This window comes from Streptomyces sp. NPDC107454, from assembly GCF_055582885.1.
In genome coordinates, this window is record NZ_JBVJPA010000024.1 from 91548 (window position 1) to 107126 (window position 15579).

15 protein-coding genes are annotated in these 15579 nt (G+C 70.9%); 10 read left to right on the top strand and 5 right to left on the bottom strand.

Features of this window, described 5'->3' with window-relative positions; translation table 11 throughout:
- Positions 1 to 69: 69 nt before the first annotated feature.
- A complete protein-coding gene (locus tag ACZ69M_RS44055; protein WP_470059092.1) occupies positions 70 to 1260 on the bottom strand; it encodes an RNA-guided endonuclease InsQ/TnpB family protein in 1191 nt (396 codons plus the stop codon).
- Positions 1261 to 1415: 155 nt separating this feature from the next.
- Between ACZ69M_RS44055 and ACZ69M_RS44060 the strand changes: the two genes are divergently transcribed.
- The 9 genes from ACZ69M_RS44060 (at position 1416) to ACZ69M_RS44100 (ending at position 10900) form a co-directional block, all read left to right on the top strand.
- Positions 1416 to 2069, top strand: coding sequence for a thermostable hemolysin (locus ACZ69M_RS44060; RefSeq protein WP_075032267.1), 654 nt, complete (start codon positions 1416 to 1418; stop codon positions 2067 to 2069).
- The gene (locus ACZ69M_RS44065) at positions 2059 to 3684 is read left to right on the top strand and encodes an AMP-binding protein (protein ID WP_470059094.1); all 1626 of its coding nucleotides are present in this window, start codon (positions 2059 to 2061) and stop codon (positions 3682 to 3684) included. Before ACZ69M_RS44060 ends, ACZ69M_RS44065 begins: the two co-directional genes overlap by 11 nt.
- 328 nt (positions 3685 to 4012) lie before the next feature.
- Positions 4013 to 4921 carry a TauD/TfdA family dioxygenase gene (locus ACZ69M_RS44070; protein ID WP_470059096.1) on the top strand — a complete coding sequence of 303 codons (909 nt, stop codon included), beginning with the start codon at positions 4013 to 4015 and terminating at the stop codon, positions 4919 to 4921.
- 99 nt (positions 4922 to 5020) lie between these two features.
- On the top strand, positions 5021 to 6508 hold the full coding sequence (locus ACZ69M_RS44075) for an MFS transporter (protein ID WP_470059097.1): 1488 nt from the start codon (positions 5021 to 5023) through the stop codon (positions 6506 to 6508).
- A 37-nt stretch (positions 6509 to 6545) separates the two neighbouring features.
- On the top strand, positions 6546 to 7115 hold the full coding sequence (locus ACZ69M_RS44080) for a cupin domain-containing protein (protein WP_470059099.1): 570 nt from the start codon (positions 6546 to 6548) through the stop codon (positions 7113 to 7115).
- Between the two features lie 106 nt (positions 7116 to 7221).
- Positions 7222 to 7692 carry an ester cyclase gene (locus ACZ69M_RS44085; protein WP_054231420.1) on the top strand — a complete coding sequence of 157 codons (471 nt, stop codon included), beginning with the start codon at positions 7222 to 7224 and terminating at the stop codon, positions 7690 to 7692.
- 565 nt (positions 7693 to 8257) lie between these two features.
- A complete protein-coding gene (locus tag ACZ69M_RS44090; RefSeq protein WP_470059102.1) occupies positions 8258 to 9721 on the top strand; it encodes a DHA2 family efflux MFS transporter permease subunit in 1464 nt (487 codons plus the stop codon).
- 94 nt (positions 9722 to 9815) lie between these two features.
- The gene (locus ACZ69M_RS44095; protein WP_470059104.1) at positions 9816 to 10421 is read left to right on the top strand and encodes a dTDP-4-dehydrorhamnose 3,5-epimerase family protein; all 606 of its coding nucleotides are present in this window, start codon (positions 9816 to 9818) and stop codon (positions 10419 to 10421) included.
- Positions 10422 to 10453: 32 nt separating this feature from the next.
- On the top strand, positions 10454 to 10900 hold the full coding sequence (locus ACZ69M_RS44100) for an NUDIX domain-containing protein (protein ID WP_470059106.1): 447 nt from the start codon (positions 10454 to 10456) through the stop codon (positions 10898 to 10900).
- Between the two features lie 111 nt (positions 10901 to 11011).
- Here ACZ69M_RS44100 and ACZ69M_RS44105 read toward each other — a convergent pair whose 3' ends face one another.
- The 4 genes from ACZ69M_RS44105 to ACZ69M_RS44120 form a co-directional block, all read right to left on the bottom strand.
- The gene (locus ACZ69M_RS44105) at positions 11012 to 11830 is read right to left on the bottom strand and encodes a hypothetical protein (RefSeq protein WP_470059108.1); all 819 of its coding nucleotides are present in this window, start codon (positions 11828 to 11830) and stop codon (positions 11012 to 11014) included.
- Positions 11831 to 12268: 438 nt separating this feature from the next.
- Complete coding sequence (locus ACZ69M_RS44110; RefSeq protein WP_470059110.1) at positions 12269 to 12742, bottom strand: carboxymuconolactone decarboxylase family protein; 474 nt, start codon at positions 12740 to 12742, stop codon at positions 12269 to 12271.
- Between the two features lie 130 nt (positions 12743 to 12872).
- The gene (rfbB, locus tag ACZ69M_RS44115) at positions 12873 to 13865 is read right to left on the bottom strand and encodes a dTDP-glucose 4,6-dehydratase (protein WP_470059112.1); all 993 of its coding nucleotides are present in this window, start codon (positions 13863 to 13865) and stop codon (positions 12873 to 12875) included.
- Positions 13862 to 14929, bottom strand: coding sequence for a glucose-1-phosphate thymidylyltransferase (locus ACZ69M_RS44120; RefSeq protein ID WP_470059114.1), 1068 nt, complete (start codon positions 14927 to 14929; stop codon positions 13862 to 13864). The genes rfbB and ACZ69M_RS44120 overlap by 4 nt, the downstream gene beginning before the upstream one ends.
- A 166-nt stretch (positions 14930 to 15095) precedes the next feature.
- Between ACZ69M_RS44120 and ACZ69M_RS44125 the strand changes: the two genes are divergently transcribed.
- On the top strand, positions 15096 to 15518 hold the full coding sequence (locus ACZ69M_RS44125) for an ester cyclase (protein ID WP_470059116.1): 423 nt from the start codon (positions 15096 to 15098) through the stop codon (positions 15516 to 15518).
- The last annotated feature ends 61 nt before the right edge of the window (positions 15519 to 15579 follow it).

Genomic DNA, 15579 nt, shown 5'->3' on the forward strand with positions numbered 1-15579 from the left:
TTCACGTCCCACCCCACCCTGTTAGGGAGCGCAGCACTTGATGCTCCCCTCCCTGAAGGGAGGGGATTCTTACGGCTCGCGCCGTGAGACTTCCTGTTTCATCGCCGACTGCCCGCCCGGAGAACTCCGTTGAGGTCTTACACCAGCTCCGCAGGCTGCGACCGCCCGTCCGGCGGCCAGAAGGTTCTTCGCTGCGTTCACGTCCCGGTCGTGGGCCGCGCCGCAGTCGCACGTCCACGTGCGGACGTTCAGCGGCATCTTGTCCTGCAAGGTGCCACAGGCGGAGCACAGCCTGGACGAGGGGAACCACCGGTCCACCGCGATCACCTCACGCCCGTACCACTGGGCCTTGTACTCCAGCATGCTCCGGAACTCACGCCATGCCGCGTCCGAGATGACCCGGGCCAGTTTCCGGTTCTTGACCATGTTGCGGACGGACAAATCCTCGATCACGAGCGTTTGGTTCTCACGCACGAGACGAGTGGTGATCTGGTGCAGGCTGTCACGACGCCGGTCAGCGATCCGGGCATGGATACGGGCGACCTTGCACCGGGCCTTGACGCGGTTCGCCGAACCCTTCTCCTTCTTCGCCAGCCGGCGCTGCGCCTTCGCCAGCGCGGCCCGGTCGCGGCGTTCATGGCGGGGGTTGGAGATCTTCTCCCCGGTCGACAGGGTCAGGAGGTGATCCAGCCCGGCGTCGATACCGACCGCCGCGTCCGTGGCAGGCAGATGCCTGATGCCGGGGTCGTCGCACAGCATCGAGACGAACCAGCGCCCCGCCGCATCCTGGGACACGGTCACCGTGGACGGGCTCACACCCTCGGGAAGCGGCCTGGACCACACGATGTCGAGCGGCTCCGCCATCTTTGCCAAGGTCAGCTTGCCGTCCCGGAAACGGAACGCGCTGGTGGTGTACTCGGCGGACCTCCTGGACTTCTTCCGCGACTTGAAACGCGGGTACTTGGCCCGTTTGCCGAAGAAGTTGGTGAACGCCGTCTGAAGGTGCCGCAGCGCCTGCTGGAGCGGCACCGAGGAGACCTCGTTGAGGTAGGCCAGTTCCTCGGTCTTCTTCCACGCCGTCAGCATCGCCGACGTTTGGTGGTAGTTGACCCGCTCCTGACGCGTCCACGCCTGGGTACGGGCGGTGAGCGCCAGGTTGTAGACCTTCCGCACGCACCCGAACGTGCGCGACAGCTCCGCTGCCTGCGCATCCGTCGGACAGAAGCGGTACTTGAACGCCCGCTTCACGTGAGTGGTCACAGCTCACAAACTATCGCATCAACTTATGACTATTTGCGGGAAGTTGGCCGCGAACGACGATCCGCCCTGGCGGCGGATCACCTGTCCCTGCCCTGCTCCGCAGAAGTCCGCTTCCCCTCCGCCCTGAAAGACGGAGCATCCACGGAGGAATCCCGATGAGAATCACCCTGTCCGAGCGCGGCACCCCGGACTGGCAGACCGCCGCGGACCTTGCCCGGCTGGTGTTCGCCAAGCAGTACCAGGCGAGCATCTCGCCCGACCCGGACGGCTTCCTCGCCTTCTTCGAGACCGCCGCCGACGGCCAGGAGGAAGTCCTCGCCTGCGCGGGCCTGTCCTTCCCCGAGGAAGAGAGCATCCTGCTCGAGCGCTACCTCGACGCCCCCGTCGAAGACGTCATCACCCGGGCCGTGGGCGCCCCCGTCAAACGCTCCCAGGTCCTGCAGATCGGCTCCATCGCCTCGGTACGGGCCGCCGCCGGCGCCGAGATCATCAAGGCGATCCCGCTGATCATGGCCTGCCTGGGCCGCCCGTACGCGGTGATGACCATGACCGGCCGGCTCGCCGCCCTCATGCAGCGCCTGGGCTGCGTCTTCCACCCCCTCGCCGACGCCAGCGCGGAACGCCTGCCCGAAGGCGAACGGGCCGCATGGGGCTCCTACTACGACACCCGGCCCGTCGTCGGCTACGCCGAGGCCGCCGAGCAGTCCACCCTGCTGCTGGCCGCCATCGGCCGCTACTGCTTCACCTCGGTCGACATGCGGCTGCTGAGCAACCGCCCGCAGCAGGGGGTGCTCACCCGTGCCGCCTGACACCCCCGCCCGCCTCTCGCTCGCCCAGGGACTCCTGGAGCGGGCCGCCAGCGACGCCGTCATGGTCCGCGTGCTGGCCGCCGACGGCTCGGCGCCCGCCGCCTTCAGCTACCGCGACCTGACCGGCGCCGCCCTCACCCTGGCCGCCCGGCTCCAGGAACGAGCCCGCGCGCTGGGCCGGCCGGCCCGGGTGGGGCTGCTCGCGGAGAACTCGCCCGAATGGGTCGCCGCCGACCTGGCCGCCCTGTTCGCCGGCGCCGTCGAGATCCCCGTCCCGACCGCCTTCACCGCACAGCAGGCCGCCTCCCTCCTTCAGAGCGCCGACCTGTGCCTCACCGACGCCGCGGGCGAAGCCGCCCTGGCCCGCTGGCGCGCCGGCAACCCCCGGCCCGTCCTGCCCGACGGCTGCCGCGTCCTTCCCCTCGACCTGCCCGCCCTGGCCCGCGCACCCCGCCCCGCCGCGCCCCCGCAGATCCCCGCACACGACCAGATCGTCAAGGTCATCCACACCTCCGGCACCACCTCCGCCCCCAAAGGCGTACAGATCCGCCGGCACGGCCTGGACGAACTCCTCACCTCCCTGCGCGCCCGCACCCGCCCGGAGATCTTCGAGCGCTATCTGTCCATCGTCCCGCTCAGCCTCCTCATCGAGCAGGTCGCCGGCCTCTACATGCCCTTCCTGGCAGGCGGTTCGGTGTCCTTCCTGCCGCCGGGCACCGCCCTGGTCGGCACCGCCGCCGACGCCGCCCCCCGCATGCTCACCCTGCTGCGAGCGGCCCGCCCCACCGCCCTGGTCGTGCCGCCCACCGTCGCCGGCCTCTTCCTCGCCCTGTGCGACCAGCAGCCCGCCGAGAGCATCCCCGAGCGCCACCGGCGGATCTTCGGACACGACGGGCCGGTCTTCATCGCCTGCGGCGGCGCCCCCGTCCCCCCGGAGATCCTCCAGCGCCTCGACGCCTACGGACTGACCGTCCACGAGGGCTACGGGCTGAGCGAGAACTCCTCCGTGGTGTCCTGGAACTTCCCCGGCGCCGTCCGCTTCGGCACCGTCGGCCGCCCCCTGGACCACGTGCACGCCGAACTCGCCGACGACGGCGAACTCCTCATCCGCAGCACCTCCCTGTTCGCCGGCTACACCCGCGAGGACCCCTCCAGCGTCGTCGTCGACGACCAGGGCCGCCTGCACACCGGCGACCTCGCCGAGATCGACGCCGACGGCTATCTGCGGATCACCGGACGCAAGAAGAACCTCGTCATCACCGCGGGCGGCCGCAACGTGGCCCCCGAATGGGTCGAGGCCCGCTACCGCGAACTCGGCTTCGTCCGCGAGGCCGCCGTCGTCGCCGACGGCCTCGACCAGGTCCACGGCCTGTTCGTCATCGACGCCGGCCTCGACCCCGCCACGGCCCGCCGCGAGATCACCGACTTCGGCAGGCGGAAACTCTCCGGCATCGAACGCGCCGCCGTCGTCCACCTCATGTCCGAGGATGACCCCGCCTACGCCACCTGCTTCACCGTCACCGGACGCCCCCGCCGCGACGTCGTGCGCGCGTACGTCCTCAAGCAGCCCCGCACCCCGGCCCCCCGCGGCGGCGAGACCAAGGAGAAGGCTTGACATCTCCCCCAGCTGAAGCAGGGGGATTCTTCCCTCGCGGGTTGAGCTTTCTGCTTCTCAGACAACAGCTGCCCCGAATCAACGGCGGGGGACGTTGGTACGCCCAGCAGTCTTACGCCAGCTCCACAGACCTGACATCCCGCCAGCCCGGCGGTAGGCCCGGCCAGCTTGGTTATCACCGGCCGAGCGTGGCAACGCTACTGCATCCGCGGGCAGTTGCTGGTGAACGACGATCCGCCCTGGCGGCGAATCGTCTTCCCTTGCCCTGCTCCGCAGGAGTCCGTTTCCTCCCCAGCCCGAAGGCTGGGGTATCCACGGAGGAATCCAGATGAGCACGGCTATGAAGACCACCCCCTACGGCACCGGCAGCGGCCTGCTGGTCGAACCCGCAGGCCCCGGCGGCCTCGACGGCGTCGACCCCAAGGAACTGCGCGACCTGCTCTCCCAGGCCGGCTTCCTGCTGCTGCGCGGCTTCGGCGCGGACATGGACGCCTTCACCGCCCTGGTGCAGCACACCTCCACCTCCACCACCCTCGACCCGGCCCGCGACTTCTACTCCGAGGTCGCCCAGAAGGTCGACGCCGGCTTCGACGAGGTGGGCCTGCACACCGAGAACGGCAACAGCCCCTTCCGCTCCCACCTCGCCTGGTTCTTCTGCGAGAAGGCCGCCTCCTCCGGCTCCCAGACCACCGTCTGCGACGGCTACCGCGTCTGGGACGCCCTCAGCCCCCAGGCCCGTACGGCATTCGCGGCCCAGGACATCGTCTACAGCCGCTACGTCGCCGAGCCGCAGTGGCGGGCGATGGCCCACCACCTGCTGGGCCGCACCAAGCCCGCCGACGAGATCAGGGTCGAAGAACTCCTCGCGCTGGCAGGCCAGTTGCCGGGCACCGAGATCCTGCCGCAGGACGACGGCGGGGTGCGCTACTCCTTCACCACCCCCGCGGCCGGCACCACCGTGTTCGGGCCGCGCCCCTCCTTCGCCAACAGCATCCTGGGCCCCTCCTTCAACTACGAGAAGCCCACCATCACCTTCGCCGACGGCACCGCCCTGTCCCCGCAGCTGCTGGCCGAGGTCGAAGAGGTGACCGCCCGCCTCACCGAGAACCTCGACTGGCAGGACGGCGACGCCGCCGTCATCGACAACACCCGCGTCATGCACGGCCGGCGCGCCATCACCGACCCCGACCGCACCATCTACAACGCCCTCAGCTACATCGAGGCACCCGCCGCCTGACCGGGCCGCCCCTCCCGCCCCCACCCCCCAGCGCGACAGGAAGCAGCTGCAGGAGGAGGGGGCAGGGGGGCGGGAGGCAGATTCATCCGAGAGGGAGCCATGACCACCGACCACACCGCCGCCCCCCGCACGACGGACACCGCACCCGCCGGCGCCGCAGCGGACCCCCGCCGCTGGCGCCTGCTCGTCTTCGTCGCCCTCGCCCAGTTCATGGTGCTCCTCGACACCACCGTGGTGAACCTCGCCCTGCCCGCCATCCAGGCCGACCTCAAGGCCGGCGCCACCGCCGTCGAATGGGTGCTGACCGCCTACATCCTGTGCTTCGGCGGCCTCATGCTGCTCGGCGGCCGCACCGCCGACCGCTGGGGCAGGCGGCGCACCTTCCTGCTCGGCGCCCTGCTGTTCACCGCCGCCTCCCTGCTGTGCGGGCTCGCCCAGGGCGCCGGCCTGCTGATCGCCGCCCGCGCCCTGCAGGGCTGCGGCGCCGCGTTCCTCTCACCGGCCGCGATGTCCCTGGTCACCACCATCTTCCCCAAGGGCCGCGAACGCACCACCGCGCTCGCCGTGTGGGCCGCGCTGGCCGGCCTCGGCGGCACCCTCGGCGTCATCGCCGGCGGCCTGATCACCGACAGCCTCAGCTGGCGCTGGATCTTCTACATCAACCTGCCCTTCGGGATCGTCGCCGTCGCCGGCGTCCTGCTGCTGTCCCGGGGCCGCCCCGAGACCCGTATCCGCGGCTCGCGCCCCGACATCGCCGGCGCCGTCACCGTCACCGCCGGCCTGGCCGCCCTCGTCTACGCCATCGTCAACATCCAGGACCACGGCGCCGCCTCCGCGCCCTACGTCCTGGCCCCGGCCGCCGCCGCTCTCGTCCTGCTCGCCGCGTTCGTCCTGATCGAACGCCGCACCCCGGACCCGCTGATGCCGCTGCACCTGTTCGCCACCCGCTCCCTGGCCACCGCGGGCCTGGGCCGCGTCCTGACCAGCGGCGTGCAGGCGTCCGTGCTCTTCCTGTGCAGCTACTACCTGCAGCGCACCCTGGGCTACTCCACCCTCAAGTCCGGGTTCGCGTTCCTGCCGCTGGGCGTCGTCGCCATCCTCGTCACCGCCCCCGCCACCCGCATCATGCACAAGGCCGGCCCCCGCCCCGTCTACCTCGCCGGCGCCGCCGGCTCCGTACTGGGCCTCCTCCTGCTCACCCAGGCCCCGGCCGGCGGCACCTACCTGCTGCACCTGCTGCCCGCCCTGCTCATCCTCGGCGCGTCCATGCAGTGCTGCGGCATCCCCGTCAACGTGCACGGCGTCTCCGACATCCCCGCCCGCCAGCAGGGCATCGCCTCCGGCGTCCTGGTCGCCGCCTTCCAGGTCGGCGCCTCCCTCGGGGTGGCCACCGTCGCCACCAGCGCCCTGACCCGCACCACCCACGAACTCACCCACCGCACCGCCCCCGCCCTGGCCTGGCTGGACGGCCTCCACCTCGGCTTCTGGATCGCCACCGGCATCGGCGTCCTCAACCTGCTCACCGCCTACTTCGGACTGCCCCGCCACCGCCGCGCCCCCGCCCCGGCCGGCCCCCGCACCGCCTGACCACCCCCCAACCCCCCCAACAAACAGGGAGAGGCCCATGGCACGCCCCGGAGACACCCTCCGCCTCGGCAAGGACAAGCTCACCTTCCTGACCACCGCCGCCGAAACCGACGGCGCCTTCGTCGAAGTCGAAGTCGAGTACGCCCCCGCCGTCATCAAACCGCCCCAGCACTACCACCCCCGCCAGACCGAACACATGCGCCTCGAAAGCGGCCGCCTCAGCCTCCAACTCGACGGCGTCCTGCACGAGTACGAACAAGGCGCCGACTTCTACATCCCGCCGGGCGCCGTCCACTCCATGTGGAACCCCGGCCCCGAACCCACCCGGGTCATCTGGCGCACCACCCCCGCCTACCAGACCGAAACCGTCTTCGAGACCCTCTGGGGCCTGACCAACGAAGGCCGGCTGCGCCCCGACGGCACCCCCCGCCTGCAGATGCCGCTGCTCGCCCTCGCCTTCCGCGACGAGTACCGCGTCGTCACCGGCCGCCCCTACCCCCTCGACACGGCCCTGTGCCTGCTGCTGTCCCCGCTCTCCCTGGCCTGCGGCTACCGCCCCACCTACCGCCCGCCCCAGAACACCGCGACCCTCCAGCCCACCGCCTGAACACACCGGCAGCGGCACGCAGTTCGAGCCGGACCCAAGGGCGCAGCGAGCCGTGCGCCCTAGCGTCGGCCCCAACCGAACACGGCCGATGCGTGGAGGAATGGTCATGGCCACCGAAGCACACGAATTCACCCTGCCCGGCGCGGATCTCCCGCAGCCCGACGCCGAACTGCGCAAGAAGCGCGAGGCGGTCGTCCTGCAGCACACGGTCGCCGAGATCGCCTGGGACATCGACGGCGTGCTGGCCACCTTCCCGCGCGGCGGCGTCTACCGTATCCAGGCCTTCGAAGAGGGCCCGCTGATCGGCGAAGAAGCCATCAAGAAGGGCTACTTCGCCGACCTCAAGGCCGCCTTCCCCGACCTCGAGCACGAACTGCACCACGTGCACCACACACCCACCGCCGTGATCCTCGAGGCACAGGCCCGCGGCAGGCAGCAGGCCGACTGGCGCGGCATCCCCAACCGCGGCAAGTCCATCGACGCCCCCGTCGCCGTCTTCTTCCACTTCGACGGCGACGTCCTGATCGACGAGACCCTCTACTTCGACATCGCCACCTTCCAGCGCCAGCTCGCCTGACCCTCCCCCCTTCCACGGGCGCGGCGCGGCGGGGCCCGGATACCGGCCACACCGGTATCCGGGCCCCGCCGCGCCGCGCCCGCGTGTGCCGAGCGGGACTCAAGGAGGACTTGAGCAGACGTCCGTAGCGTCGACGGCGCCGTACCGGCCCGCGCGGGCACCAGCCCGCCGCGGGACGGACCGGTCACGGCGATGAGCATCTCGCACGACCCGCCTCCAGAAAGGATGCTCGGTTGACATCTCCCCCAGCTGAAGCAGGGGGATTCTTCCCTCGCGGGTTGAGCTTTCTGCTTCTCAGACAGCAGCTGCCCCGAATCAACGGCGGGGGACGTTGGTACGCCCAGCAGTCTTACGCCGGCTCCACAGACCTGACATCCCGCCAGCCCGGCGGTAGGCCCGGCCAGCTTGGTTATCACCGGCCGGGCCTGGCAACTCTAATACACCCGCGGGCAGTTGCTGGTGAACGACGATCCGCCCTGGCAGCGAATCGTCCTCCCCTGCCCTGCTCCGCAGGAGTCCGTTTCCTCCCCAGCCTGAAGGCTGGGGTATCCACGGAGGAATCCAGATGAGCACCGTCAACCCCCCATCCCCGGGCGGTGAAACCAGGAGGGTGGTCTTCTGGGCCATTCTCACCACCAGCCTCGCCTCGTTCATGGCGGGACTGGACAACCTCGTCATCATCACGGCGCTGCCCACCATCCGCGAGAAACTCGGCGGCAGCCTCACCGACCTGGAATGGACGGTCAACGCCTACACCCTGTCCTTCGCGGTCCTGATGATGTTCGGCGCCGCCCTCGGCGACCGCTTCGGCCGCCGCAAGGTCTTCAGCCTGGGCCTGCTGCTGTTCACCGCCGCCTCCGCGGCCGCCGCGCTGGCACCCGGCATCAACGAACTCGTCGCCGCCCGCGCCGTCCAGGGCGTCGGCGCGGCCATCATCATGCCGCTGTCGGTGACCCTGCTGACCGCCGCCGTGCCCGCCGAGAAACGCGGCGCGGCCCTGGGGATCTGGGGCGCCGTCAACGGACTGTCCATCGCCGCCGGCCCGCTGGTGGGCGGCGCCATCGTCGAGCACCTGTCCTGGCAGTGGATCTTCTGGCTGAACGTGCCGATCGGCCTGGCCCTTGCCCCGCTGTCCTTCCGCAAGCTCGCCGAGAGCCGCATCGCCCACTCCCGCCTGGACGCCGTCGGCACCGCCCTGGCCAGCCTGGGCCTGTTCGGCATCGTGCTGGGCCTGATCAAGGGCCACGGAGACGGCTGGACATCCCCGCAGGTCCTGGGCGCACTGATCGGCGGCACCGCCGTGATGGCCCTGTTCGTGGTGTGGGAGAACCGCACCGAACACCCGATGGTGCCGATGCGGATGTTCCGCAACCGCGCGTTCACCGCGATCAACCTGGCCGGCGCCCTCATGTCGGTCGGCATGTTCGGCGCGATCTTCCTGATGACCCAGTTCCTGCAGAACATCCAGGGCTACACCGCCATGCAGGCCGGCGTACGGCTGCTGGCCTGGACCGCCATGCCGATGGTCGTCGCCCCCATCGGCGGCATGGTCTCCGACCGCATCGGCGGCAAACCCGTGGTCACCCTCGGCCTCGCCATGATGACCGCCGGCATGGTCTATTGGGCGTTCGTCCTGGGGCCGGACGTCTCCTACGCCGCCCAGCTGCCCTCCCTGATGATCTGCGGCGCCGGCATGGCCCTGTTCTACGCCCCGCTGATGAACCTCACCATGGGCTCGGTCGCCGAACACGAACAGGGCATCGCCTCCGGCGTCACCGCCGCCACCCGCGAGGTCGGCGCCGCCCTCGGCGTGGCCCTGCTCGCCTCCATCTTCAGCGCCAACGGCGGCTACGCCTCACCGCGCAACTTCGTCGACGGCCTGGTGCCCGCCATGTGGGTGGGCGCCGCCGCGGTGGCCCTTGCCACCTTCGCCATGCTGGGGGCCCCCTCCCGCCGGCGGGCCGCCGCGAGCACCCCCGTCGCCAAGGCCGCCCCCGCGCAGGAGAGTGCACCGGCCCCCCTGCACTGACCCGGAGCCGGGGCCGGTGCCACCCCACGGGTGGCGCCGGCCCCGGCTCCGTCCCACGAACCGGCGCCCCCACGCCCCGACGAACCGAGGACGCATGGCCATTGAGGAGATGAAGGTCCGCGACGCCTTCCGGATCACACCGTCGCAGCTGCCGGACAACCGGGGCCTGTTCTACGAGGCCTGGCGGCTGGGCGGCCTGACGGCGGCGAGCGGCCAGCCGTTCACCGTCCGGCAGGTCAACTTCTCCGTCTCCCGGCGCAATACGCTGCGCGGCATCCACGGCACCACCCTGCCGCCGGGCCAGGCGAAGCTGGTGACCTGCGTGCGCGGCGCCGCCCTGGACGTGGTCGTCGACCTGCGCGTCGGCTCCCCGACGTTCGGCATGTTCGACACCACCCTGCAGGAAGCCGGCTCCGGCATCGGCGTCTACCTCGCCGACGGCCTCGGCCACGCCTTCCTCGCCCTGAGCGACGACACCTGCATGAACTACCTGTGCTCCCAGGAGTACGTGCCCGGCACCATGGTCGACATCCAGGCCCTCGACCCCGACATCGGCATCCCCTGGAACACCGGCGGACAACTCATCCGCTCCGACAAGGACACCCACGCCCCCGGCCTCTTGGAGGCCGCCGCCCGCGGCCTGCTGCCCACCTACGAACAGGCCCTCGCCTCCTACCGCACCACCGGCCCCCGCCCGTAACCTGACGGGCGGCGCCGGCAGCGGGAGGTGCGGTGATCGAGTGTGTCCGGGCGGTACTGCTCACGCCCGCCGGCCGGCTGCTGCTGATCCGGCGCACCTGGCCGGGCGCGACGCCCTACCGGGTCTTCCCCGGCGGGCACGTCGAACCTCACGATCCGGGCCTGCGCGCGGCCCTGGTCCGTGAAGTACGCGAGGAGACCGGCGCCGAGCCGCAGATCACGGGCCTGCTGCAGGTGCTGGCCGATGAGCACCAGCGCCAGTACTTCTACCTGGCGCGCATCCGGTCCTGGTCCGAGGCGGACCGCACCGGAGAGGAGTTCGCCGACCCGGACCGCGGCGAGTACCGGCTCGAGGAAGTCCCGCTGAGCGTGCGGGCGCTCGACGCCCTCAGCCCGGAGCCGCAGGAGATCGCCGCACTGCTGCGCGACGCGGTGGCGGCCGGGACCGATCTGGCCGCCCTGGCGGATCCGGCACGGTGAGCGCGGCGGCCGGCACCCGGAACCCCTCCGCCGGGAGCGGGGGCGCCGGCGGCCGCCGGGTGTGAACCGGCCTGCCCTGTACGCGGGTTGGAGCGAGCCCGGCGCGGGGCTTCACACGCTTCCTCCCGCGGCCTGGCGGGATCTCCCCTCACGGCGCAGGAGATGGATCCGCAGGGCCGCGGCGGCGAGGAACGCGAGACCGATGCCGCCCCGGGCCCGTCCTCCGGCCGGTCGACCAGGCGCGGACCCCGCACGCTGCGGTGGAGGCCACAGTTCCGCGCGCGGGAGGCGAGGAGGGGGGCAACTCCTGCCCGCCCGGGGAGTGCGGCCGCGTACGGGCACCCGCCACTTCTGTTGAAAGTGCGAACCGATGTGCTCCGGTCGCCGATCGGGGGACACCGACCTAACCTCGGTTGAGGCCGACAGTGACCAATGGGGCAGTTGTTCAAGATGGGAGAACATCATGAATGCCACATTCCGCAGCCACTGGGGGCGCACCTTCGCCGTAGGAACCCTGACAGCGGCCCTGCTGTCCGGAGGGACAGCGGGCGGTATCGCGGTAGCGGCCGCCGGAGCCCAGCATCCGGCCGCACGCGCGGCGACACCTTCGACACCGGCGTCGGAGACGTCGAAGACGATGACCACCGCGCCGTCACCGATGACGACCGCCATGCCGTCGCCGATGACGACCACCAAGCATTCGCCGATGACGACCAGCAAGCCGTCGCCGACGAGGACGCACAAGTACACGCCGAAGCCGAAGCCGACTCCGACGAGGACGCACAAGTACACGCCGAAGCCGAAGCCGACTCCGACGAAGACGCACAAGTACACGCCGAAGCCGAAGCCGACTCCGACGAAGACCCGCAAGTACACGCCGAAGCCGAAGCCGACTGCGTCGAAGATGGCGCGCCCGACCGTGACCGCCAAGCCGACCAGGTCCTAGCCCTGATTGCCGGGGCAGGTGACACGCCCGCGCCCCTGAGGCGCGGGCGTGTCTGGCACAACCCCGGCCCTCCCCTTCGCGCAACCATCCGGCGTCCAGTACGCCTGACGCGGACTGAGGGCGTGGTGGGCGGACAGGAAGCGGCGGTATGCGGCCGTGGTGTGTGCGGTGGTGCCGGCGGCGGCCGGGGCAGGCGCCGTGGCCCTGAAAACCCGTCACCCGGCGCAGGAGCCCGGGGCCGTGCCGCGGAGCGAGGACTCCCACTGCCGCAAGGGCCCGGCGAAGGGCGGTCCCGTCGCCTGCGGGCCCGCGGCAGCGTCACGGTCCCGCCCGCTCCCGCCGACCCGGACCAGGACACCAACACAGCCCCGGTGAGCGTGGAGTACAGCCCGTGACCGTCCCGTGGCGCAACGGGCGCCCGGTCATCCGAACTGGCCGGCCTGGTAGTCGCCGGCGGGCTGGCGGACCAGGACGTTCACGCGGTTGTAGGCGTTGATGAGGGCGATGAGGGAGACCAGCGCGGCGAGCTGGTCCTCGTCGTAGTGCTTGGCGGCGTTCGCCCAGGCCTCGTCCGTGACCCCGCCGGCCGCGTCCGCGATGCGGGTGCCCTGCTCGGTCAGTTCCAGGGCGGCGCGCTCGGCGTCGGTGAAGACCGTGGCCTCGCGCCACGCCGCGACCAGGTGGAGGCGCACCGCGCTCTCCCCGGCGTGCGCGGCGTCCTTGGTGTGCATGTCGGTGCAGAAACCGCAGCCGTTGATCTGGCTGGCGCGGATCTTCACCAGTTCCTGCGTCGCGGCCGGCAGCGCCGAGTCCGAGACCGCTTTGCCTGCCGAGTTGATGTGCCTGAGGACCTTGCCTGCGAGCGGGTTGCCGAAGAGGTTCAAGCGGGCGTCCATGGTGAGCTCCTGTGCCGTTGCCGGTGGTTACACCTCCTTGACGGACCGGCCCGGCAGGATGTGACAGCACCGGAAAAGAAACCTCGTCTTCTCTGGGCCCGGTGCCGCCTCCGGGAGCGCGCTCACCGGCTCACAGGGCGGCCTTGTGCTTCAGGGGCTCCCACCAGGCGCGGTGGTCGCGGTACCAGGCGAAGGTCTCGGCCAGGCCCTGGGCGAAGTCCTTGCGGGGGCGGTAGCCGAGCTCGCGGGAGATCTTCGTGCAGTCCACCGAGTAGCGCAGGTCGTGGCCGAGCCGGTCGGGCACGTGCTCGACGCTGTCCCAGGCCGTCCCGGCGAGGTCGAGCAGCAGGGTGGTCAGTTCCTTGTTGCTCAGCTCGGTGCCGCCGCCGATGTTGTACACCTCGCCCGGCCGGCCGCCGGTGCGCACCAGTTCCAGGCCCTGCACGTGGTCGTCGATGTGCAGCCAGTCCCGGACGTTGAGCCCCTCCCCGTACAGCGGGACGCGGTGTCCGTCGAGGAGGTTGGTGACGAACAGGGGGATGACCTTCTCGGGGAAGTGGTGGTGGCCGTAGTTGTTGGAGCAGCGGGTCACCCGGACGTCCAGGCCGTGGGTGCGGTGGTAGGAGAGGGCGACGAGGTCGGAGGAGGCCTTGGAGGCGGCGTAGGGGGAGTTGGGGCGCAGCGGGTCGCTCTCGGGCCAGGAGCCCTCGGCCAGGGAGCCGTAGACCTCGTCGGTGGAGACGTGCAGGAAGCGGGCCGGGCCGCCGGGCCGGCGCAGCGCGGCGTCCAGCAGGGTCTGGGTGCCCAGCACGTTGGTGGTGATGAACTCGGCGGCGCCGAGGATGGAACGGTCGACGTGGGACTCCGCGGCGAAGTGCACGATCTGCTCGTGGCCGGCGACGAGACCGGCCACGAGAGGGGTGTCGCAGATGTCGCCGTGCACGAAGCGGAAGGCGGGATGGGAGCGGACCGGGTCGAGGTTGGCGGGGTTGCCGGCGTAGGTGAGTTTGTCGAGCACCGTGATCTCGACGCCGTCCGGACCGCCCGGGCCGAGCAGGGTGCGCACGTAGTGCGAGCCGATGAACCCCGCTCCGCCGGTGACGAGGATGCGTGTGGTGGTCATGATGAGATCTGCACCTTGCTGTGGTCGCCGAGGATGAGCCGGTGGGCGGCGGGGACCCGGGGTGCGGGAGTCACCTCCACGTTGCGTCCGATGATCGAGGCCTCCACGCGGCGGGCGCCGCGCACGGAGGAGCCGTCCAGGACGATGGAGAACTCGATCTCGCTGTCGGTGATGCGGCAGTCGTGCGAGATGGAGGTGAACGGGCCGACGTAGGAGCCGGTGATCACGCTGCCGGTGCCGATGACGGCCGGGCCCACGATGCGCGAGCCGCTCACCCGGGCGCCCTCGTCGATCTGCACCCGCCCGATGATCTCACTGGTGTCGTCGACGTCGCCCTCGATGAGCGGCTCGGTGTGCTCCAGGACGGAGCGGTTGACCTCCAGCATGTCGCCGACGTTCCCGGTGTCCTTCCAGTAGCCGGAGATCGTCGTGGAGCGCACGTCGCACCGCTGGTCGATGAGCCACTGCAGGGCGTGGGTGATCTCCAGTTCGCCGCGCCAGGAGGGCTTGATGGCGCGGACGGCCTCGTGCACGGCCGGGGTGAACAGGTAGACGCCGACCAGCGCGAGGTCGCTCTTGGGGGCCTTGGGCTTCTCCTCCAGGCCGATGACCCGTCCGTCCGCGCCGAATTCGGCGACCCCGAACTGGCGCGGGTCGGAGACCTGGGTGAGCAGGATCTGGGCGGCGGGCCGCTGTGCGCGGAAGGCGTCGACGAGGGAGGAGATGCCGCCCACGATGAAGTTGTCGCCCAGGTACATGACGAAGTCGTCGTCGGCGAGGAAGTCACGGGCGATGATGACGGCGTGGGCCAGGCCCAGCGGCGCGTCCTGGGGGATGTAGGTGACGGTGAGGCCGAACTTGGAGCCGTCGCCGACGGCTTGCATGATCTCGTCGGCGGTGTCCCCGACGACGATCCCGACCTCGGTGATGCCCGCGTCCGCGATCGCTTCCAGGCCGTAGAAGAGCACCGGCTTGTTGGCCACGGGCACCAGCTGCTTGGCGGATGTGTGGGTGAGGGGGCGCAGGCGGGTACCGGCCCCGCCGGAGAGTACGAGAGCCTTCATGAAGATCAGGCTAGGAGCGGGCACTTGAGCCGGGATGGGGGATGGGCCGCGCCCACAGGCCCCCTCCAGGGCGGCTCGAGAGGCGGTGGGGATCCTCGGGTGACACGGCGGGGCGGGCGGCTGCGCCTGCCCGCTTCGGTGACGTGAGCCCAGGAAGGCTTGAGGCATGGCAGACAACCACCGTGAACTCGTCCAGCGCTTCGTCGACATGATCAACGCTCATGACGTGAGCACCATGAGCGAGCACACCGCGCCCGGGCACATCGACCACAACCCGGTCGTGGAGGACGGCATCGAGGCGAACACGGCGTTCTGGGAGCAGATCTTCGCCGCGTTCCCCGATGTCAAGGTCACCGTCCACGACCTGGTCGTGGAGGGGGACCGCATCGCCGGCCGTTTCGAGTACTCGGGCACCCACCAGGGCACGTTCTTCGGCGTCGAGGCCACCGGGCGGCCGCTGAACTTCCAGTCGATCGACTTCTGGCGGGTCGAGGGCGGGCTGCTGGCCGAGCACTGGGACCAGCTGGACATGGCGGGGCTGTTCCGCCAGCTCGGCGTCGACATCCACGCCGGCCAGGACGGCCGGTAGCCGTCACCGGGCACACACGGGCGGCCCGGGGGGGAGAAAGGGGGGGGGGGGTGGCGCGGGT

Coding starts and splice junctions, on each gene's coding strand:
- ACZ69M_RS44075 (WP_470059097.1), top strand. CDS start 5,021: ATGACCACCGACCACACCGCCGCCCCCCGCACGACGGACACCGCACCC.
- ACZ69M_RS44080 (WP_470059099.1), top strand. CDS start 6,546: ATGGCACGCCCCGGAGACACCCTCCGCCTCGGCAAGGACAAGCTCACC.
- ACZ69M_RS44085 (WP_054231420.1), top strand. CDS start 7,222: ATGGCCACCGAAGCACACGAATTCACCCTGCCCGGCGCGGATCTCCCG.
- ACZ69M_RS44095 (WP_470059104.1), top strand. CDS start 9,816: ATGGCCATTGAGGAGATGAAGGTCCGCGACGCCTTCCGGATCACACCG.
- ACZ69M_RS44090 (WP_470059102.1), top strand. CDS start 8,258: ATGAGCACCGTCAACCCCCCATCCCCGGGCGGTGAAACCAGGAGGGTG.
- rfbB (WP_470059112.1), bottom strand. CDS start 13,865: ATGACCACCACACGCATCCTCGTCACCGGCGGAGCGGGGTTCATCGGC.
- ACZ69M_RS44110 (WP_470059110.1), bottom strand. CDS start 12,742: ATGGACGCCCGCTTGAACCTCTTCGGCAACCCGCTCGCAGGCAAGGTC.
- ACZ69M_RS44070 (WP_470059096.1), top strand. CDS start 4,013: ATGAGCACGGCTATGAAGACCACCCCCTACGGCACCGGCAGCGGCCTG.
- ACZ69M_RS44060 (WP_075032267.1), top strand. CDS start 1,416: ATGAGAATCACCCTGTCCGAGCGCGGCACCCCGGACTGGCAGACCGCC.
- ACZ69M_RS44120 (WP_470059114.1), bottom strand. CDS start 14,929: ATGAAGGCTCTCGTACTCTCCGGCGGGGCCGGTACCCGCCTGCGCCCC.
- ACZ69M_RS44125 (WP_470059116.1), top strand. CDS start 15,096: ATGGCAGACAACCACCGTGAACTCGTCCAGCGCTTCGTCGACATGATC.